This window comes from Actinoplanes sp. NPDC048796, from assembly GCF_040650035.1.
Taxonomy (GTDB): domain Bacteria; phylum Actinomycetota; class Actinomycetes; order Mycobacteriales; family Micromonosporaceae; genus Actinoplanes.
The window spans coordinates 290,129-308,491 of the sequence record NZ_JBEZGO010000008.1 but is presented as its reverse complement, the minus strand read 5'-3'; the positions used below and the strand labels follow the sequence as shown (position 1 = coordinate 308,491).

Here is an 18,363-nt window from a genome sequence, read left to right as displayed (position 1 = left end):
CCCCGATCATGGATCAGCCGAGCGCCTCCTTGGTTGCGGCCACAACTTCCGCCGGCGACGGCAGCGACGGCCCCCGCGCCGTCCGCACCGGATCGACGACCCGGTATCCGTCCTGGCGGAGCCGCTCGATGGTGCGCCCGACGGCGGCCTTGGCCAGCATCGGCGGGCTCATCATCGGAAAGAACACGACGGGCACGGCCGCGGCCAGGATCACACCGCCGAGCAGGTTCGGCGCCGCCCCCGACGCCGCCACCGACAGCATGTTGGCGGTGGCCGGCAGAATCAGAACCGCGTCATGCGACCCCGCCAGCGCCGCCTGGTTGTCACTCGGCCACCGGCGGGGATCCTCCCCGGTCACCACCCGGTCGGCGTGCAGCGCCACAGTCTGCTCAGGCAGAAACAGCCGAGCCGACCGCGTCATCACCACAGTGACGGTCGCGCCGAGATCAATTCGCAGAGCATCGAGGTACGCGGGCAGCCCCGCCACAGAAGCAGAGCCCGAGGCCCCCACAAGCAGTTTGGTCATGCCGCCAACGGTGGTCCCGGCCGAGCCCACCCCCGCACACCATGAGTGCCAGCCAACGGTCAAGAAGTGACAAGAGCGCGACCACTCACGCACGTCGCCGTGGCGGGCCGAGCGTCCTGGGCGCGCCAGCGCCCAGCTCGGCTCGTCGCGGCCCTCGGCGGGAGCGACGGTCCGAATCCCCCACCCCGCTACGACATCAAGCCTTTGATCTTAAGAAGTTAAGATCAAATACGCCCAGCCCAGCAGGATCACGCCGAGGACGGCCGCCAATACCCAGGTGGGGAGGCGATGGCCGCCGGCGCGGTTGCGCTGGATCTCGGCGCGGATGCGTTCGCGCTTGCGGTCGACGCGGGAGGACGGCTGGTCGGGCTCGTTCATGGCCCGACCAGCCTAACGACAGTTCGTCACATGCTGGCGATCAGCCGCTCCACGCGTTCGTCGTAGGCCCGGAACGGGTCCTTGCAGAGCACGGTGCGCTGGGCCTGGTCGTTGAGCTTGAGGTGGACCCAGTCGACGGTGAAGTCGCGGCGTTTCTCCTGGGCGTGGCGGATGAACTCGCCGCGCAGGCGGGCCCGCGTGGTCTGCGGCGGGGTCTCCTTGGCCTCGAAGATCTCCAGGTCGTTGGAGATGCGGTCGACCTGCTTGCGCTTCTCCATCAGCGCGTAAAGGCCGCGGCCCCGGCGCACGTCGTGGTAGGCCAGGTCGAGCTGGGCGATGCGCGGGTGCGACATCGGGATCTCGTGTTTGGCCTGGTAGCGCTCGATCAGCTTGTACTTCGAGACCCAGTCGATCTCGCGCGAGACCGGGTCGAGGTCGCCCGACTCGATCGCGTTGAGGACCCGGCCCCACAGTTCGACGACGCGCTTGGCGGTCTGGTCGCCGCCGCGGCGCTCGACGAACTCGGTCGCCTTGGCCAGGTATTCCTGCTGGATCTCGAGGGCGCTGACCTCCTTGTTGTTGGCCAGGCGGATCTTGCGGCGGCCGGTGACGTCGTGGCTGACCTCGCGGATGGCCCGGATCGGGTTCTCCAGCGACAGGTCGCGCATCACCACGCCGGCCTCGATCATCCGCAGCACGATGTCGGCGCTGCCCACCTTGAGCAGGGTGGTGACCTCGTTCATGTTCGAGTCGCCGACGATCACGTGCAGGCGGCGGTAGCGCTCCGCGTCCGCGTGCGGCTCGTCGCGGGTGTTGATGATCGGCCGGGACCGGGTGGTGGCGCTGGAGACGCCCTCCCAGATGTGCTCGGCGCGCTGCGACAGGCAGAACACGGCCCCGCGCGGCGTCTGGAGCACCTTGCCGGCGCCGCAGATCAGCTGGCGGGTGACGAGGAACGGGATCAGGACGTCGGCGAGCCGGCCGAACTCGCCGTGCCGCGACACGAGGTAGTTCTCGTGGCAGCCGTACGAGTTGCCGGCGGAGTCGGTGTTGTTCTTGAACAGGTAGATCTCGCCCGCGATGCCCTCGTCGTGCAGCCGTTTCTCGGCGTCGACGAGCAGGCCTTCCAGGATCCGCTCGCCGGCCCGGTCGTGGGCGACCAGGTCGGTGACGGAGTCACACTCGGGCGTCGCGTACTCGGGGTGGGATCCGACATCCAGGTAGAGGCGGGCGCCGTTACGGAGAAAGACGTTGCTGCTGCGTCCCCAGGACACCACTCGGCGGAACAGGTAGCGAGCCACTTCGTCCGGAGACAGCCGCCGCTGCCCCCGGTAGGTGCACGTGACTCCGTACTCGGTCTCGAGGCCGAAAATTCGCCGTTCCATGACGAAACATTAGCCTCATCGGCCACCCGATGGCAGCCACTAAACTGCTGGCAGGATGAACGTTCTGGTCACCGGTGGCGCGGGCTTCGTCGGGTCGCACTTCGTGCGGGCCGTCCTCGGCGACCGGCTGCCGGGCCTGCGAGGCGCGTCGGTCACGGTTCTGGACAAGCTTGTGTACGCCGGCGCGGCGTTCGCCAACCTCAACGAGGTCACCCACGCCAAGCGGCTCGACTTCCACCCGGGCGACGCGGCCGACGCGGCGCTCGTGAGCCTGGCCCTGCGGGGCTGCGACACGGTCGTGAACTGCGCGTACTCCCCCGGCCCGGAGCACGTGCTGGCGACTTCGACACTCCTGGAAGCGGCCCAATATCACGGGATCGCCCGATTTGTACACATGTCGTGCGATTCGGTGTACGGTTCTGTCGCCGAGGACGCGCTCACCGAGGCCACACCGTTGTCCCCCACCAGCCCGGCCGCCGCCTGCGTCGCCGGCGCCGACCTGCTCGCGACGGCCTTCCATCGCACGCACGGCCTGCCCGTCGTGATCGTCCGTGCCGCCACGACGTACGGAAGCCGTCAGCCACCCACCGCCGTGCTGCCCCGGGCCGTGACGGCGCTGCTGGACGGCCGCACGGCACCCATGTGCCCCGGCCGGGTGCGGGACTGGCTGCACGTCGACGACCTCTGCCGGGCGATGGCCCTGGCGGCCACCGCGGGCGAGCCCGGCGCCACCTACCACGTGGGCGGATCGGTGGAGCTCAGCGAACGCGCACTCCTGGAACTGGTGCTGGCCGAGTTCGGCGCCGGCTGGGACCGGGTGACGACCGAGCCACCGTCAGGCGATCTCCGGTACGCCCTGAACGACGACAAGATCCGCGAGCACCTGGACTGGCACCCCCGGGTGGAGTTCACCTCGGGCCTGGCCCACACGATCCGCTGGTACCGCGACAACCCCGGCTGGTGGCGCCCGCAGCTCTACTAGTTCGACTTCAACCCGTTCAGCAAGGCCTGTTTCCGCGCCGGCGCCTGGTTTGCTCGTGGTGACGAGGTGGACGCGTCGTGGCGGGTGCCGGATGCCGGTTGCGGCGTCCCGGTGGCCGGCCGAGAGGTTGTGGCGCGGCGGCGGGGTTGCCGGCTTCGCGGTGCGGGAACCGAAACCCTCGCCGGACACGAACGGGAGTGAGCCGGTCGCTGGGGGCGGGCGTTCTCGGGGCCGGCGTAGATCCGCGACGGCGCTCCGGGCGAGGCGTAGTGCGGTGTAGGCGGCCAGAACCAGCGCAGGACAGTCTCCAGACCGTGGGGCGCGGCGTTCCCGCCGCGCCCCGCGTTGTCAGGAACCGTCGCCGTTGACGCCGTCGGCCGGCTCGGCCGGGTCCTTCGGCTCGGACGGCTGGGGGGCGGCGGCCTTCTCGGCCGCCTTGTCCTCGGTGTCCTCGGAAGCGGCCGACACGGTCGGCTTGTCGGTGGCCGGGCTCGGCGGCGCCGCGTCGACGTCGCCCAGCTCCTTCTCCGGCACGTCCTGGCCGCCCTCGAGCAGCGTGGACAGGGCGGCCCCGGCGATCCGGCGGAACGCGCGGCCCTTGCGGCGCCGGTCGAGGACCGCCACCTCGAGCTGCTTGGTGGTCAGCTGGCGGGTGGCGCCGTTCTCGCCGCCCACGCTGCCCAGCGCCTCGGCCGCCAGGGCCAGCGCCGACGGCAGGTCGGCCGCGGTGTCGTGCCGCTCGCGCAGCACGTTCGAGATCGCCTCGGCCTGCCCGCCCATCGCCATGAAGCCCGGCTCGTCCATCACCGAACCGTCGTAGGTGATCCGGTACAGCTCGTCGGTCTCGGGCGAGGAGCCGACCTGCGCGACGCAGATCTCCACCTCGTACGGCTTCTGGGTCTCGGTGAAGATCGCACCCAGGGTCTGCGTGTACGCGTTGGCGAGGCCGCGCCCGGTCACGTCGCGCCGGTCGTAGCTGTAGCCGTTGAGGTCGGCCATCCGCACGCCGGCCCGGCGCAGGTTCTCGAACTCGTTGTACCGGCCGACCGCCGCGAAACCGATCTTGTCGTAGATCTCGCTGATCTTGCGAAGGGTGGTGATGTTCTCGGCGACCAGCAGGATGCCGCCCTCGTACGTCAGCACCACGGCGGAACGGCCGCGGGCGATGCCCTTGCGGGCGTACTCCGAGCGGTCACGCTGGACCTGCTCGGGTGATGCGTAGAACTGCATGGCCACGGGTGGCTACTCCCTCATGAAGTCGACTGCGGGCTCTGGTCGGCGGGCGTCTAGCCGCCCGGGTTCTCCATGCGGCCGGAGACCACCTGCTCGGCCACCGCGGTGATCTCCTGCTCGGACAGACGGTGCGTGCCGTTCGCCGTCGCGCTCATCACCACCGGGAAGATCTTGCGGGTCAGGTCGGGCCCACCCGTCGCCGTGTCGTCGTCGGCCGCGTCGTACAGCGCCTCGACGGCCAGCCGGACCGCCTCGTCGGTGCTGATGCCGGGCCGGTACTTCTTCTTCAGCGCCGACTTGGCGAACAGCGAGCCGGAGCCGATCGAGTCGTAGCCGGTCTCCTCGTACAGACCGCCGGCCACGTCGAAGCTGAAGATGCGCCCCACCCGGGCCGGGTCGGCCGGGGTCAGGTCGAAGCCCGCGAACAGCGGCACGACCGCGAGGCCCTGCATGGCCGCGCCCAGGTTGCCCCGGACCATGCCGGCCAGCCGGTTCGCCTTGCCGTCGAGCGAGAGCATCGTGCCCTCGATCTTCTCGTAGTGCTCCAGCTCGACCTGGAACAGCCGCATCAGCTCGATGCCGATGCCGGCGGTGCCGGCGATGCCGATCAGCGAGTACGAGTCGGCGGGGTGCACCTTCTCGATGTCGCGGCTGGCGATGAGGTTGCCCATGGTCGCCCGGCGGTCGCCGCCCATGACCACGCCCTCGGCGGTGGCGATGGCGACGATCGTCGTACCGTGCGGCGCGATGTCAGCGGCCATCCCCGGCGGCAGCGGCCGGCGCCCCGGCAACATCTCGGGCGCCGCCTGGGTCAGGAACTGCGTGAAGGACGACGTCCCCGAGTTTTGGAAGAATGCTGGTAGACGCCCGGATGGATCAAAGTCCATTGCCACGTGGTTCCTTTCAGATACGTGATCGCCTCGGCGAGGAACACAGGATTGTCCCGGAACTGCCCGAGCCCGCCGTTGCAGTTGAAGCACAATATCCCGCGCACCCATCCAGTGCGATGATCGTGATCGACGTGTTGAGGGTCAGGAGCGCCACAGATCGCACCCCACCCTGCTCCGCCAGAAGCTCTTCAACGTCAGCTTCGGTGATGCCGTAGCGCCGCCGAAGGTGATACTCGCGAGAGCCACCCCAGAGCCGTTCCCTCGACTCCCGGCCGCGCGCGTTGGGACAGGGCTTGCAGTACCGGCCGTGGCCACCACTGTCGTTTCGGCTGCGGGGAAACTCCGCCAACGGCTTCGTCTCCCCGCAATCAGGGCAATAGCAGAGATCGGGCGGCTTCCACTCGCCGCAATCGCGACAGCGACGCCGCCCGTTCTCATCATCGCCCGGGAGAGGCATGTCCGATTTGTTCGGCTATGCCCTATTCTCCGCCCTTTTGCACGTATCCGCGCACAAATTCTTCGGCGTTCTCTTCGAGGACCGAGTCGATTTCGTCCAGGAGGTCGTCGACGTCCTCGGTGATTTCGGCGTGCCGCTCGGCTACCTCCGGGTTGGCCTCAGTGGTGACGTCCTCAACCTCTGAGTCCTGCCGGCCCTTGCCGGACTGCGACTGACCGCCGGTGTCTCGAGTTGCCATGGGGTACCACCTTTCTAGCCACCCGAAGCCCGCGACATCGGGTGGCTAAAACCTACCTCGCCGTTACGACAAAAAACCGCCCGTGGCCGCTCGTGTTTCTCAGCGGCTCGTGATGACTTCGAGGAGGTCCTTCGCGCTCTCGCACTTGTCGAACAGCGCGCCCACGTGCTTCTTGGTGCCGCGCTCGGGCTCCATCATCGGCACCCGCACCAGCGACTCGCGCCCGACGTCGAAGATGACCGAGTCCCAGCTCGCCGCGACCACTTCGGACGCGTACTGGGCCAGGCAGCGCCCGCGGAAGTACGCACGCGTGTCCTCCGGCGGCTCGGACATGGCCAGCTGCACGTCGGCCGGGTCGAGCAGCGTCTTCATCGAGCCGCGGGCCACCAGCCGGTGGTAGAGGCCCTTCTCCGGGCGCACGTCGGAGTACTGCAGGTCGACGAGCTGGAGTTTCGGCGACGACCAGGTGAGGTTCTCCCGCTCGCGGTAGCCCTCGAGCAGCCGCAGCTTGGCCACCCAGTCGAGGGTGTCGGCGCACTCGAACGGGTCGCGGCCGAGCTTGTCCAGGACGTCTTCCCAGCGGTCGAGCACGTCGAGGGTCTGCTCGTCGGCGTCGTCGCCCTCGCGCTCCTCGACGAACGCGCGGGCCCGCTCGTAGTACGCCCACTGCAGGTCGAGCGCCGTGAGGCGGCGGCCGTCGCGCAGGCGGATCAGGTGTTTGAGCGAGGGGTCGTGGCTGACCGATTTCAGCTCGCTGACCGGGTCGGCGATGCCGAGGTCGCCGCTGAAGACCTTCTCCTCGATCATGTTGAGGACCAGCGACGTGGTGCCGACCTTGAGGTAGGTGGCGATCTCGGAGAGGTTGGCGTCGCCGATGATGACGTGCAGGCGCCGGTACTTGTCGGCGTCGGCGTGCGGCTCGTCGCGGGTGTTGATGATCGGCCGCTTCAGGGTGGTCTCGAGTCCGACCTCGACCTCGAAGAAGTCGGCCCGCGAGGAGATCTGGAAGCCGGAGCCGGAGCCGTCCTGCCCGAGGCCGACGCGGCCGACACCGGTGAAGATCTGCCGGGTGACGAAGAACGGCGTCAGGTGGGCGACGATGTCGGCGAACGGCGTCTGCCGGCGCATCAGGTAGTTCTCGTGCGACCCGTACGAGGCGCCCTTGTTGTCGGTGTTGTTCTTGTAGAGCTGGATGCGGTGGGTGCCGGGGATCGTGGCGGCCCGCCGCGACGCCTCGGCCATGACCCGCTCGCCGGCCTTGTCCCACTTGACGATGTCGAGCGGGTTGGTGCACTCGGGCGTGCTGTACTCGGGGTGCGCGTGGTCGACGTAGAGCCGGGCGCCGTTGGTCAGTATCACGTTGGCCAGGCCGAGGTCTTCGTCGGCGAGGGCGTCGGCCGGGTCGTAGGCGGCCCCGGAGTAGGTGAATCCGCGTGCGTCGCGCAGCGGCGACTCTTCCTCGTAGTCCCACCGGGCGCGGCCGCCGCGGTTCAACTCGGGTCGTGCGCCGTAGGCATTGACCACCTGCGATGAGGTGACCATCGGGTTGGCGCCGGGCTGCCCCGGGACGGAGATGCCGTACTCGACCTCGGTGCCCATAATCCGTCGAACGCTCATGCGACCACCCCGCCCGCCGTACTGCCCCTGCTGCTCATGTACCGAGCCTAGACGCTCTGGCGCTCGTTCTCGCCCCGGGCCGTGCCCGGCAGCGCACGCTCGGTGGCCGTTATCGGCCTCGCCGGGCCGGGTCCAGCGATCTTGCGAACCAGTCGCTGGGCGGGAAGTTCCACCATTCGGTACGAGAGCCACGCCAGTCCTATCGCTCCAATGAGGTACGTAACCCCAGCGAGCAGGCGTACGAGGACGGGCTGCGTCCCGAGTTCCGGGACGATGCGGAGGGTCAGGAAGAGCAGAACGACGTGCAGCAGATACAGCGAGTAGCTGATCCGTCCGAGCCATGGCAAAACGAGGGGCATGGCCCGGTTTCGCATGGCGTATGCGAAAAGGAACGTGACGGCGAGCGCGGCCGTCGTCGCGTACGTCCTTTGCGAACCGAGAAGCCCGAGAGTGACCATCGTCAGGGCCGTGAGGCCGGCGAAGCGGCCGATCTGGCCGTGCTGCCAGCGGTAGACGACGGTGCCCGCGAACATCACGGCCAGGAACGTCAGGGCTTGCCGGGAGGAGGTGACGGTGCTGTCGGCGGTCGGATGCCCGTTGAGCGCCGGCACAAACACCACGGCCAGGCCGAGAACCCCGGCCAGCTTCACGAAGCGCCGCTTCAGACAGGCCAGGACCACCAGAGCCACGACAATGAGGAGTACGCCGGCGAGCACGCGACGCCGCGCGAAAGTGTCTCCGAACAGATCGTCGGGCAGGTACGGCCCGGCCAGCAGCGAGACGATCGCGAGCCCGGCCGCCCACCAGGCGCTGAGCCGGTGCAGGCGCCAGGCGTAGAGCCCGGTGACGATCAGGTAGAACACCATCTCGTACGACAAGGTCCAGAAGACCCGGACCACGCCGCGCAGCCCGGCCAGATCGGGGGTCATGCTCGCGTGGGCGAGGACGCCGGTCACGGTCTCGGCCCGCAGGGAACCTTGCCAGCGCATGAGCCCGGCCGTGACCAGCAGCGTGACCAGGGCGATCGTGACCAGGTAGGCCGGGTAGATCCGCAGCAGACGGCCGATCCAGAACCGGCGCAGCGAGCCGTGCCGCTCCAGCGACATCGGGATGACGTAGCCACTGACCAGGAAGAACAGGAGTACGCCGTACTTGCCGACGTCGATCTGGCGGTAGATCGCCAGGTGGCGGTCGACGCCGATCATCTGCGGGCTGAGATGGAACAGGACGACGGTGAGCGCCGCGTAGCCGCGCAGCGCGTCGAGCCACGCCATACGTCTCATGCCGTGGAGAACGACGACGCGGGCCGGGGGAAACCCCCGGCCCGCGTCTTACCGCTGTCGTTACAGGTACTGACCGGTGTTGCTGGCCGTCTCGATGGAACGGCCGGCCTCGGCGCCCTTGCCGCCGGAGACGAGCGTACGGATGTAGACGATCCGCTCGCCCTTCTTGCCGGAGATGCGGGCCCAGTCGTCCGGGTTGGTCGTGTTGGGCAGGTCCTCGTTCTCGCGGAACTCGTCGACGCAGGAGTCGAGCAGGTGCTGCAGGCGCAGCCCCTTCTTGCCGGAGGTGAGGAATTCCTTGATGGCCATCTTCTTGCCGCGGTCCACGATGTTCTGGATCATCGCGCCGGAGTTGAAGTCCTTGAAGTACAGGACCTCCTTGTCACCGTTGGCGTAGGTGACCTCCAGGAAGCGGTTCTCCTCGGACTCCGTGTACATCCGCATGACCACGGCGTCGATCATCGCGGCGACCGTGACGTCGGCGTCGTTGCCGTGCTCGGCCAGGTCTTCCGAGCTCAGCGGCAGGCCCGGCAGGATGTACTTGCCGAAGATGTCCTTGGCCGCCTCGGCGTCCGGGCGCTCGATCTTGATCTTCACGTCGAGCCGGCCCGGCCGCAGGATGGCCGGGTCGATCATGTCCTCGCGGTTGGAGGCGCCGATCACGATCACGTTCTCCAGGCCCTCGACGCCGTCGATCTCGCTGAGGAGCTGGGGAACGATCGTGTTCTCCACGTCGCTGGAGACACCGGAGCCACGGGTCCGGAAGATCGAGTCCATCTCGTCGAAGAACACGATCACCGGGGTGCCCTCGCCGGCCTTCTCACGGGCCCGCTGGAAGACCAGGCGGATGTGCCGCTCGGTCTCACCCACGTACTTGTTCAGCAGCTCCGGGCCCTTGATGTTGAGGAAGTAGCTGGTGTGCTTCTCCTCGCCCCGGCGCTCGGCGATCTTCTTGGCCAGCGAGTTGGCCACCGCCTTGGCGATCAGGGTCTTGCCACAGCCGGGCGGGCCGTAGAGCAGGATGCCCTTCGGCGGGCGCAGCTGGTGCTCCCGGAACAGGTCGGCGTGCAGGAACGGCAGCTCCACCGCGTCGCGGATCTGCTCGATCTGCGAGTGCAGGCCACCGATGTCGGTGTAGTCGACGTCGGGGACCTCCTCGAGGACGAGCTCCTCGACCTCGCTCTTGGGGATCCGCTCGTAGGCGTACGCCGACCGCGGCTCGATCATGAGCGAGTCGCCCGCGCGGAGCTTCTCGATCTCGAGCGAGTCGGCCAGGGAGACGATGCGCTCCTCGTCGGCGTGCGACACCACGAGCGCCCGGTCGCCGCGCTGCCCGTCGGGGCCCGCGAGGACCTCCTTGAGCGTGACGACCTCACCGGTGCGCTCGAAGCCGAACGCGTCGACCACGTTGAGCGCGTCGTTGAGCAGTACTTCCTGGCCACGCTGGAGGTCCTCGACCGTCAGCGACGGCGAGACCGCCACGCGAAGCTTGCGGCCGCCGGTGAAGACATCGACGGTGCCGTCCTCGTGTGCCGTCAGGAATACGCCGTAGCCGCTGGGCGGCTGGGCGAGCCGGTCAATCTCTTCCTTGAGAGTGACGATCTGGGCCCGGGCTTCCTTCATGGTCGCCACGAGCCGGTCGTTGTTCTCGGTCACTCGGGCCAGCTGCGCCTGCGTCGCCGCAAGCCGTTCCTCGAGCTGCCGGACGTGTCGTGGGCTTTCGGTCAACTTCCGCCTGACAAGGGCGAGTTCCTCCTGCAGGAACGCGACCTGGCTGGAGAGATCGTTGGCCTCTTTTTCCCAACGTGCGGCGCGGTTGTCCGCCTCGTCGCTGCGTGCCACGTCCCACCTCCCCGGGGGCTCGAACGTCTTGGGTTAACACTAGCCGCTGCGGGCCGGATTTCGACCCATGCAACACCCTCGTCACCGAGTCTTGATCCATTCGGCCGGTCCTCGCAAGTGTCTTGTCGGACCGTTCCGGTACGGTCGGCGGGGGCTACTTGCGGGAGGTACGGGGTGACGGCGCGGACCGGGAACGAGGAGTTGCAGGTCTGGGTCGATCAGGACCTGTGCACCGGTGACGGGCTCTGTGTGCAGTACGCGCCGGAGGTTTTCGAGCTCGACATCGACGGACTCGCGTACGTCAAGGACACCGCCGGTGAGCTGCTGCAATCTCCCGGTGAGCGCACGCCGGTGCCGCGTCGCCTGCTGCTCGAGGTGATCGACTCGGCCAAGGAGTGCCCGGGCGACTGCATCCACGTCGTGCGGCGCGCCGACGACGTCGAGATCGCCGGCCCCGACGCCGCCTGAGGTCTTTGCCACACAACAGCTTTCGCCGCATCCGCGGTCGGCTGAACCGGCCGTAAATTCGCGGAAAAAGTCACACGGACGTAACCGAGGTTTAGAGTGTCGGCCGTCCCACCAACGACGCAACGACGCGCGAAAACTCCTCAAGACGGGCGATTTGTCCGGGTCCGCCGTCGTCGAGGGTCTTGCCGAAGCGCAGCGCGTCGTGCCGGATCGTCTGCCGCGACTCGCCCTCGTCCATGCCGGGCGGCGGCACCGCGTCGTCGACCGAGCTCAGCAGCAGGTAGACGTCGATGCTGTCGACCCGGGCCTGCCCGTTCGAGGTGCGGGTGAGCCGGCGGCGGCAGCCCACCTCGGTGACCGTCGACAGCGGCACCACCCGCAGCGACGAGGTCATCGAGCCGACCGGGCCGTCGCCGGGCGCCACGTCCTCACCGTGCCACAACACCAGCCGGCTGCCGTCGCAGATGACGACCTCCTGCCAGACGCCGTTCACCTCGTTGACGAAACGCTCGAGGGTGAAGCAGAGCACCGAGGCCCCGCGCAGGACCCCGAAGAGCGCGTCCAGCGCCACTTCGGGGTCACGCAGATAGGCCCGGGCCGCCGAGTCGAGATCCTGGTACGGCGACCAGTCGGGGAAGACCGCCGGCATCTCGTTGCTGCCGCCGAATGGCGGAGAGCTCATCGCGCCCACCGGTCCCTCCCCCGTCGACCACCCCGCCCGCCACACTTGAACGGACTGAGGCAGTTCTCCTGTCGCCGCTTGGAAGCTACCCGACCCAGCCCGGTGGCGTCACATCTCCGGGGCAGTCTCGGGGCCCTCTTCGTCCGAGCGAGTGTCATCGATCTCGGCCACGGCCGCGGCGGCCAGGGCGGCCTGGGCGGCGCGGCGCAGCGCGTACGCCTCGGCGCCCTTGCTCGGCTTGCGCCGGCGCGGCGGTGCGGTCACACCGGGCGCTAGCTTGCGCGCCGAGACCAGGAAGGCGGTGTGCGCGATCATGCGGTGGTCGGGGCGTACGGCCAGGCCCTCGGCGTGCCAGTCGCGCACCAGCGACTCCCAGGCCCGCGGCTCGGTCCAGCCGCCACGCTCACGCAGCGCCTCCACCAATTCGGACATCTGCGGCGTGGTTGCCACGTACCCGATGAAAACACCGCCCGGGATGAGCGAACGCTCGACCATGTCGAGCGCCTCCCACGGGGTCAGCATGTCGAGGATGATCCGGTCGAAACCGGTCTCGGTGTTCGTCGCCACGTCGCCGTGGTGCACGTGCCAGGCCGGGTGCGGGCCGCCCAGGAAGGCCTCGACGTTCTTGCGGGCGATCGCGGCGAAATCCTCGCGCAACTCGTACGAGTGAAGCTCACCCGACGTGCCGATGGCCCGCAGCAGCGACATCGACAGGGCGCCGGAGCCGACGCCGGCCTCGAGCACCTTGGCGCCCGGGAAGATGTCGCCCATGGCGACGATCTGCGCGGCGTCCTTCGGGTAGATGACCTGCGCGCCGCGCGGCATCGACAAGACGTAGTCGCTGAGCAGTGGGCGGAGCGCGAGATAGGCCGTACCACCGGAAGAAGTCACCACGCTGCCGTCGGGCAGGCCGATCAGCGCGTCGTGGGCCAGCGCGCCCCGGTGGGTGTGGAACTCCTTGCCCGGCTGCAGCACGATCGTGTGCATCCGGTTCTTCGGGTCCGTGAGCTGGACGCGATCGCCCTCCCGGAACGGCCCGCGGTGCGCGGGCAGCGATTCGGTGTCGACAGCTTCAGGCGTAAGGGTCACAGCGTCTTTCACTTCCGTTGCTTAATGGGACGGCGGGGCTCCAGCACCTGGGCGACGTCGCCGACGCGGAGCACCCCGACGACGTCCTCGCCGGAGATGACCACGTACTGCGCGGCGGGATGCGCCTGGAGCGCGCGCACCACCTGCTCGCCGCTGAGGTCCAGCGGCAGCGCGGGCACCGCGTCACGCGAACGCGACACGCTGTCCACCGCCACCCAGGGGCGGCGATCCACGGGAACCCGCTCGGCGGCGACCGGGTCGACCAGTGCGGTGAGATTACCGGCCGAGTCCGAGACGGCCAGCACCACGTTCGGCCGGGGGTCCTCCGAGCGGCGCCGCTGCGCCTCACCCAGCGGCGTGCCGGCCGGCACGGTGAGCAGCGGGCGGGCCAGCTCACGCAGCTTGACGAGCGGGAAACGCCGGGTCATCCGGGCCAGCCGGATCGACTGGCCGGCGCCCTGCCAGAGCGTGAAGACGACCAGCAGGACGAAGAGCATGCCGAACAGGGTGAGCGTGCCCAGCTGGAAGAACCAGAGGGCGACCATGCCGGTGGCGAAGGCGAGCACCCGCCCGGCCCAGCCGGCGGCCTCGGTGGCCCGGTTCCGGTCCTTGATCAGGGCCCACAGTCCCGCCCGCAGCGCCCGCCCGCCGTCCAGCGGCAGCCCCGGCAGCACGTTGAAGAGCGCGACCAGGATGTTGCTGGCGGCGAGCTGGAAAGCGATCTGCCCGGCGGTCGTCCGGTCCGGGAGCGCGAACGTGGCCGCGGTGGCCACCCCGCCCAGCACCAGGGACACGGCCGGCCCGGCCAGGCTGACCAGGGCGTCGACCCGTGGGGTGGGCGCGTCGCGGTCCATCTCGGTCCAGCCGCCCAGCAGCTCCAGGGTGATCCCGCGCACCCCGATGCCGAAGCGGCGCGCGGTCAGCGCGTGACCCAGCTCGTGCAGCAGCACGGAGCCGAGCAGGCAGATCACGAAGCCGAACCCGACCAGGTACGCGACCGGACCCGGCAGGTCGAGCCCGTCGCGGACATAGTTGCCGTACACATAGGTGACCAGCACGGCGAGCAGGATCATCGACCCGTTCACGAAGACCGGGATGCCGAGGACGTGACCCACCGGCCGGGCGCCGCGGCGGTTCCTGGGTGTCGTCCTGCTCTCGTCCACGCCGTCGATGCTACGGAGTCGGTGTCACGGGACGGTCAGCGCGTTTTCGTCGTACCCCTGCCCTAGCCTCTTGGACATGACAGCACCCACGGTCTCCCCACCCCCGCCCGGCTCCTCCCGCCGGGACTCCACCGACCGGCCGGCCGGGCCCTCGCTGTCGCCGTCGCGGGCGGCCGACTTCAAGACGTGCCCGCTGCTGTTCCGCTTCCGCACCATCGACAAGCTCCCCGAGCAGCCTTCGGCCGATCAGGTACGCGGCACGCTCGTCCACGCCGTACTGGAAAGCCTCTTCGACCTGCCCGCCGCCGAGCGCACCCCCGAGGCCGCGGCGGCCCTGGTCGAGCCCGCCTGGCAGCGCATTCTGACCGAGGAGCCCCGCGCCGCCGAGATCCTGACCGAGTCGCCCCGCCGCGGCGTGACCGACCCGGCCGCCGTCGCCGCCGAGGCCGACGCCACCGGCTCGGCCATCCCTGGCCAGACGGCCCTGGTCGACGTGCCCGAGGACGCCCGGCTGGCCCGCTTCCTCGACAGTGCCCGCGACCTGCTGCCCGGCTACTTCGCGGTCGAAGACCCCAGACGCCTCGAGCCGGCCCAGCGCGAGAGCCTGGTCTCCACCCTGATCGACGACGAGTTGCTGATCCGCGGCTACATCGACCGCCTCGACGTCTCCCCCGCCGGCGACCTGCGCGTGGTCGACTACAAGACCGGCGGCGCCCCTCGCGAGGCCTTCGAGGGCCGCGCGCTGTTCCAGCTGAAGTTCTACGCCCTGGTCCTGTGGCGCACCCGGGGCGTGGTCCCCCGCGTCCTGCGCCTGCTCTACCTCAAGGACGCCGAGGCCCTCGACTACAGCCCCGAGGCCGAGGAACTGGAACGCTTCGAGCGCACGCTGGTGGCCCTGTCCGCCGCCATCGAGCGCGCCAAGAAGGACCAGGACTTCCGCCCCAAACCCAGCCGCCTCTGCGGGTGGTGCAACCACCAGGCCCTGTGCCCCGAGTTCGGCGGCACCCCGCCCCCGTTCCCGGCCACCCCCGACGTCCTCCAGATCGACACCACTCCCACCGACGACGACCGCCTGGCATGACCGGCAGTCCCCGGCTGATCCACTCGACCCCGTCCTTATGTGCCGTCCCCCACCGTGACGTCCGCCTGGCACATCCCGACCCTGTTCCTGGACGGTTTGTCGGCAATGGACGGTGTGTCCCGCCGGACCCGGCAATACTCCGCAACATCGTGCCCGAGCCGGACGAGAGCTACCGGCTGCCCGCGCCCCTCGCCCACGTGCCCGTCTCACGCCCCGCGACCCCACCCGAGGGCACGGGTGCCGGGATCGGCGGTACGGAGGCCCACGCGCTACTGGCCGAACGGCGCTGGCGGCCCATCGCCGGGGAAGCTCTGGCCCGCCCTTGGACTCCGGCGTCGCCAAGAAGCCGATCCTCGCCGCCTCACCAAACCCACCAACTGCCTGAGCCTCGCGTCCGGACAGGGCACCAGGTGTGGCGTCGCGGCCGGGTGCCGGGGTTAGTGCTGCACTGGGGTATCGGGGTCAGCGCTTCACTGGGCGCGGGGATCAGCGCTTCACTGGGCGCCAGGGTCAGCGCTGCGGCCCGTGCCGGGCCGGCGGTAGGGCGGGCTCCGGGCATGTCGCCGGTTCCGAGCGCTGGGCCGGGCGCGGGATCGGCACTGGGCTGGGCGTCGGTGCGCCGGGCGTCAGACTGAGCACGAGTTCGGCGGCGAACGGGCGCTGGCCGGATGCTGCGTCGGGGTCGCGTGCGGCGCGGAGCCCTGTCGTCGGGCAGGGCCTCGGGGCCGGCGGTGGTGATCAAGGGCTCCGGTGGCGGTGGGACGTCGTTCGGGGTGTCGGGATCGCTTAGGGTGGCCGCCATGTGCGTCGCTGTTGGCCGGGAGTGCCGGTGACCGTTCTGCGACCGCTGCGGGTCTTGGTGGCTGATGCGGCTCCTATGCAGCGGTCGGGGCTTCGGATGGTTCTCAGCGGAGCCTCAGCCGATGGGGGCGCGGCCGAGATCGTGGTGGCGGGCGAGACGGGGGACGGCGGCGAAGCTGTCGACCTCGCTCGGCGGCTTCTGCCCGACGTGCTGATCACCGATCTGGCGCTGCCGCGCGTCGACGGGCTCGGGGTCGCAAGGGCGGTCACCGAGGCCGGGCTTCCGGTGCGAGTGCTCGTCATGGGGGCCGGCGACACCGACGACGACGTGCTCGCCGCCATCGCGGCGGGGGCGGCCGGGTTTCTGAGCAAGGACGTGCCTGGTGCCGAGCTGATCGCGGCCGTACGGGCGGTCGCGGCCGGCGGGGCGGTCATCACGCCGGCGGTGCTGGCGCGGATCCTGGCCCGGGTCGCCGACGCGCTGCCGGCGCCCGAGACCACGACGGCCAGCAAACTCGACGCGCTCACCGAACGGGAACGGGAAGTCCTCGTGCACGTGGCCCGCGGGCACTCCAACGCCGAGATCGCCGCCGCGCTACGGGTCAGCGAAACCACCATCAAGACCCACGTCGGTCACGTGCTGACCAAGCTGCGCCTACGCGACCGCACCCAGGCCGTAGTCCTCGCCTACGAGACGGGCCTGGTCAAGCCGGGCGCCTGACCCGCTGCCGCTACTGGGGGTGCCGCTGCCGGGTATCCGTGCGCCGTGTGGCTGCCGAGTACCGGTGCCGCGTGCGGCGTGTCGCTGCCCGGTGCCGCGTACCCCTGCCGGGTGCCGTGTGCCCCGCCGCGTGCCGCCGTCCGGTGCCGCGTGCCCCTGCCAGGTACGGCTTGCCGCTGCCGGGGTGCGGCTTGCCGGTGCCGGGGTGCGGCTTGCCGGTGCCGGGGGCAGCTTGCCAGTGCCGGAGGCAGCTTGCCAGTGCCGGAGGGCGGCTTGCCAGTGCCGGGGCGGCTTGCCAGTGCCGGGGCGGCTTGCCGGTGCCGCGGGGCTGCCGAAAGTGCCGCGAGGCGCTGGCGGATGCGGTTCGGGTGCGGGACGCCGCTGGTGCTGCCGGTGCCGCTGTCCGCAGCCGAGTGCAGGTGCCGGTAGCGGGTGTGGGCGACGGTGGCGGGCGTGGGTGGCGGTGAAGGTGGCGAGCGTGGGTGGCGGGTGAGGGATGGCGGTGGCGGGTGTGGGCGACGGTGGCGGGCGTGGGTGGCGGTGAAGGTGGCGGGCGTGGGTGGCGGGTGAGGGATGGCGGTGGCGGGTGTGGGTGGCGGTGGCGGGTGTCACGGAACTCGGGGCTGCGGTGTCTTCGTGGGAAACGAGGAGGCACATCATGGCCGCGCCGGTGATTGTGGGAATTGACGGGTCCGAGCAAGCTCTGTCCGCTGTCAGGGCCGCGGCCGTTCAAGCGTGGCAGCGGAAGCTTCCACTTCGGATCGTGCACGCCTTCGTCTGGCCCTCGCTTCACGTGGGTGTCGGGCCCGTTGCCGATGACATGCCGGGCACTGGGCTTCGGCACCACGCCGAGGATCTGCTGGTGGAGGCGGCTGGGGTGGCGGCCGAGGCCGCGCCCGGGGTGCCGGTCGGCACGGCGCTGATCGACGGGGCGGCCACCCCTGTGCTGCTTGGCGAATCCCGCCAGGCTTCTCTGCTCGTGCTCGGCGACCGGGGGCTGGGTGGCGTCAGCGGGCTGATCATCGGCTCGGTGGCCGTGCATGCGAGCGCCCACGCACACTGTCCCGTCCTGGTGGTGCGGGGAGCCGGCCATCCCGGCGGACCGGTCGTGGTGGGCGTGGACGGGTCCGAGAGTTCACGGCTTGCCGTCGCGGCGGCGTTCGAGCAGAGCGCCGCCGCCGGTGCCGAGCTGGTCGCCGTCCTCGCCGGTGACGACGGTCTGGCGGGGCGGCTGCTGCTCGGTGAGGTGCTGGCCGGCTGGGGCGAGCGCTATCCGCAAGTGCGGGTGCGGGCGGAGGCCGTACGGGAAAGCGCCCGGAAGGTCTTGACCGAACGCTCGAGGACGGCGCGGCTGATCGTGGTCGGGGCACGGGGACGCGGCGCCTTCGAAGGGCTCGTGCTCGGTTCGGTCAGTCAGGCGCTGCTGCATCACGCGGGCTGCCCGGTCGAGGTGGTGCGGGCGCCGAAGGTCGAGCCGTCCGGCAACGTTGACATGTTTCCCGCGAAAGCGTCCTGAGCGGCGGTCCA

Annotated in this window: 18 protein-coding genes; 5 read left to right on the top strand and 13 right to left on the bottom strand. The window is 70.0% G+C overall.

Going from position 1 to position 18,363, the window contains the following annotated elements:
• Window positions 1-13: 13 nt before the first annotated feature.
• The 3 genes from AB0C26_RS30710 to pafA all read right to left on the bottom strand — a co-directional run bounded on the left by AB0C26_RS30710 (window position 14) and on the right by pafA (window position 2,289).
• Window positions 14-556, bottom strand: coding sequence for a flavoprotein (locus AB0C26_RS30710; RefSeq protein WP_360254560.1), 543 nt, complete (start codon window positions 554-556; stop codon window positions 14-16).
• Window positions 557-736: 180 nt separating this feature from the next.
• Window positions 737-904 carry a hypothetical protein gene (locus AB0C26_RS30705; protein ID WP_360254558.1) on the bottom strand — a complete coding sequence of 56 codons (168 nt, stop codon included), beginning with the start codon at window positions 902-904 and terminating at the stop codon, window positions 737-739.
• 26 nt (window positions 905-930) lie between these two features.
• Entirely contained in the window at window positions 931-2,289 is a 1,359-nt protein-coding gene (gene pafA / locus AB0C26_RS30700) for a Pup--protein ligase (RefSeq protein ID WP_203379869.1), read from the bottom strand.
• Window positions 2,290-2,344: 55 nt separating this feature from the next.
• Between pafA and AB0C26_RS30695 the strand changes: the two genes are divergently transcribed.
• Window positions 2,345-3,271: a GDP-mannose 4,6-dehydratase gene (locus AB0C26_RS30695; RefSeq protein ID WP_360254556.1), complete on the top strand. Its 927-nt coding sequence runs from the start codon at window positions 2,345-2,347 to the stop codon at window positions 3,269-3,271.
• Window positions 3,272-3,619: 348 nt separating this feature from the next.
• Here the strand turns inward: AB0C26_RS30695 and prcA are convergent, their stop codons facing one another.
• From prcA to arc, 7 genes are all read right to left on the bottom strand, one after another.
• Window positions 3,620-4,507 carry a proteasome subunit alpha gene (gene prcA, locus AB0C26_RS30690; protein WP_360254554.1) on the bottom strand — a complete coding sequence of 296 codons (888 nt, stop codon included), beginning with the start codon at window positions 4,505-4,507 and terminating at the stop codon, window positions 3,620-3,622.
• 50 nt (window positions 4,508-4,557) lie between these two features.
• Window positions 4,558-5,397 (bottom strand): proteasome subunit beta, encoded by an 840-nt coding sequence (prcB, locus tag AB0C26_RS30685; protein WP_360254552.1) that lies wholly within the window; start codon window positions 5,395-5,397, stop codon window positions 4,558-4,560.
• Window positions 5,316-5,498, bottom strand: a complete 183-nt coding sequence (locus AB0C26_RS30680) for an endonuclease domain-containing protein (RefSeq protein ID WP_360254550.1) — start codon at window positions 5,496-5,498, stop codon at window positions 5,316-5,318. The genes prcB and AB0C26_RS30680 overlap by 82 nt, the downstream gene beginning before the upstream one ends.
• Before the next feature lie 375 nt (window positions 5,499-5,873).
• Window positions 5,874-6,089 carry a ubiquitin-like protein Pup gene (locus tag AB0C26_RS30675; protein WP_097321086.1) on the bottom strand — a complete coding sequence of 72 codons (216 nt, stop codon included), beginning with the start codon at window positions 6,087-6,089 and terminating at the stop codon, window positions 5,874-5,876.
• 99 nt (window positions 6,090-6,188) lie between these two features.
• On the bottom strand, window positions 6,189-7,706 hold the full coding sequence (dop, locus tag AB0C26_RS30670; RefSeq protein ID WP_360254547.1) for a depupylase/deamidase Dop: 1,518 nt from the start codon (window positions 7,704-7,706) through the stop codon (window positions 6,189-6,191).
• Window positions 7,707-7,753: 47 nt separating this feature from the next.
• Window positions 7,754-8,989, bottom strand: a complete 1,236-nt coding sequence (locus AB0C26_RS30665; protein ID WP_360254545.1) for an acyltransferase — start codon at window positions 8,987-8,989, stop codon at window positions 7,754-7,756.
• 60 nt (window positions 8,990-9,049) lie between these two features.
• Window positions 9,050-10,831, bottom strand: a complete 1,782-nt coding sequence (gene arc / locus AB0C26_RS30660; protein ID WP_360254543.1) for a proteasome ATPase — start codon at window positions 10,829-10,831, stop codon at window positions 9,050-9,052.
• A 174-nt stretch (window positions 10,832-11,005) separates the two neighbouring features.
• On the opposite strand from arc, the gene AB0C26_RS30655 reads away from it, so the two are divergent.
• Window positions 11,006-11,299: a ferredoxin gene (locus AB0C26_RS30655; protein ID WP_360254541.1), complete on the top strand. Its 294-nt coding sequence runs from the start codon at window positions 11,006-11,008 to the stop codon at window positions 11,297-11,299.
• Between the two features lie 91 nt (window positions 11,300-11,390).
• On the opposite strand, the gene AB0C26_RS30650 is transcribed toward AB0C26_RS30655, so the two are convergent.
• The 3 genes from AB0C26_RS30650 to AB0C26_RS30640 form a co-directional block, all read right to left on the bottom strand.
• Window positions 11,391-11,981, bottom strand: coding sequence for a hypothetical protein (locus AB0C26_RS30650; RefSeq protein WP_360254539.1), 591 nt, complete (start codon window positions 11,979-11,981; stop codon window positions 11,391-11,393).
• Between the two features lie 108 nt (window positions 11,982-12,089).
• Window positions 12,090-13,070 (bottom strand): tRNA (adenine-N1)-methyltransferase, encoded by a 981-nt coding sequence (locus tag AB0C26_RS30645; protein ID WP_360254537.1) that lies wholly within the window; start codon window positions 13,068-13,070, stop codon window positions 12,090-12,092.
• Window positions 13,071-13,078: 8 nt separating this feature from the next.
• A complete protein-coding gene (locus AB0C26_RS30640) occupies window positions 13,079-14,143 on the bottom strand; it encodes a site-2 protease family protein (protein WP_360254792.1) in 1,065 nt (354 codons plus the stop codon).
• 166 nt (window positions 14,144-14,309) lie between these two features.
• Between AB0C26_RS30640 and AB0C26_RS30635 the strand changes: the two genes are divergently transcribed.
• The 3 genes from AB0C26_RS30635 to AB0C26_RS30625 all read left to right on the top strand — a co-directional run bounded on the left by AB0C26_RS30635 (window position 14,310) and on the right by AB0C26_RS30625 (window position 18,352).
• Window positions 14,310-15,314: a PD-(D/E)XK nuclease family protein gene (locus AB0C26_RS30635; protein ID WP_360254535.1), complete on the top strand. Its 1,005-nt coding sequence runs from the start codon at window positions 14,310-14,312 to the stop codon at window positions 15,312-15,314.
• A gap of 823 nt (window positions 15,315-16,137) precedes the next feature.
• Entirely contained in the window at window positions 16,138-16,836 is a 699-nt protein-coding gene (locus AB0C26_RS30630) for a response regulator transcription factor (protein ID WP_360254790.1), read from the top strand.
• A 658-nt stretch (window positions 16,837-17,494) separates the two neighbouring features.
• A complete protein-coding gene (locus AB0C26_RS30625; RefSeq protein WP_360254533.1) occupies window positions 17,495-18,352 on the top strand; it encodes a universal stress protein in 858 nt (285 codons plus the stop codon).
• The last annotated feature ends 11 nt before the right edge of the window (window positions 18,353-18,363 follow it).

Coding starts and splice junctions, on each gene's coding strand:
- AB0C26_RS30695 (WP_360254556.1), top strand. CDS start 2,345: ATGAACGTTCTGGTCACCGGTGGCGCGGGCTTCGTCGGGTCGCACTTC.
- AB0C26_RS30705 (WP_360254558.1), bottom strand. CDS start 904: ATGAACGAGCCCGACCAGCCGTCCTCCCGCGTCGACCGCAAGCGCGAA.
- dop (WP_360254547.1), bottom strand. CDS start 7,706: ATGAGCGTTCGACGGATTATGGGCACCGAGGTCGAGTACGGCATCTCC.
- AB0C26_RS30675 (WP_097321086.1), bottom strand. CDS start 6,089: ATGGCAACTCGAGACACCGGCGGTCAGTCGCAGTCCGGCAAGGGCCGG.
- AB0C26_RS30635 (WP_360254535.1), top strand. CDS start 14,310: ATGACAGCACCCACGGTCTCCCCACCCCCGCCCGGCTCCTCCCGCCGG.
- AB0C26_RS30640 (WP_360254792.1), bottom strand. CDS start 14,143: ATGATCCTGCTCGCCGTGCTGGTCACCTATGTGTACGGCAACTATGTC.
- AB0C26_RS30665 (WP_360254545.1), bottom strand. CDS start 8,989: ATGAGACGTATGGCGTGGCTCGACGCGCTGCGCGGCTACGCGGCGCTC.
- AB0C26_RS30625 (WP_360254533.1), top strand. CDS start 17,495: ATGGCCGCGCCGGTGATTGTGGGAATTGACGGGTCCGAGCAAGCTCTG.
- AB0C26_RS30650 (WP_360254539.1), bottom strand. CDS start 11,981: ATGAGCTCTCCGCCATTCGGCGGCAGCAACGAGATGCCGGCGGTCTTC.
- pafA (WP_203379869.1), bottom strand. CDS start 2,289: ATGGAACGGCGAATTTTCGGCCTCGAGACCGAGTACGGAGTCACGTGC.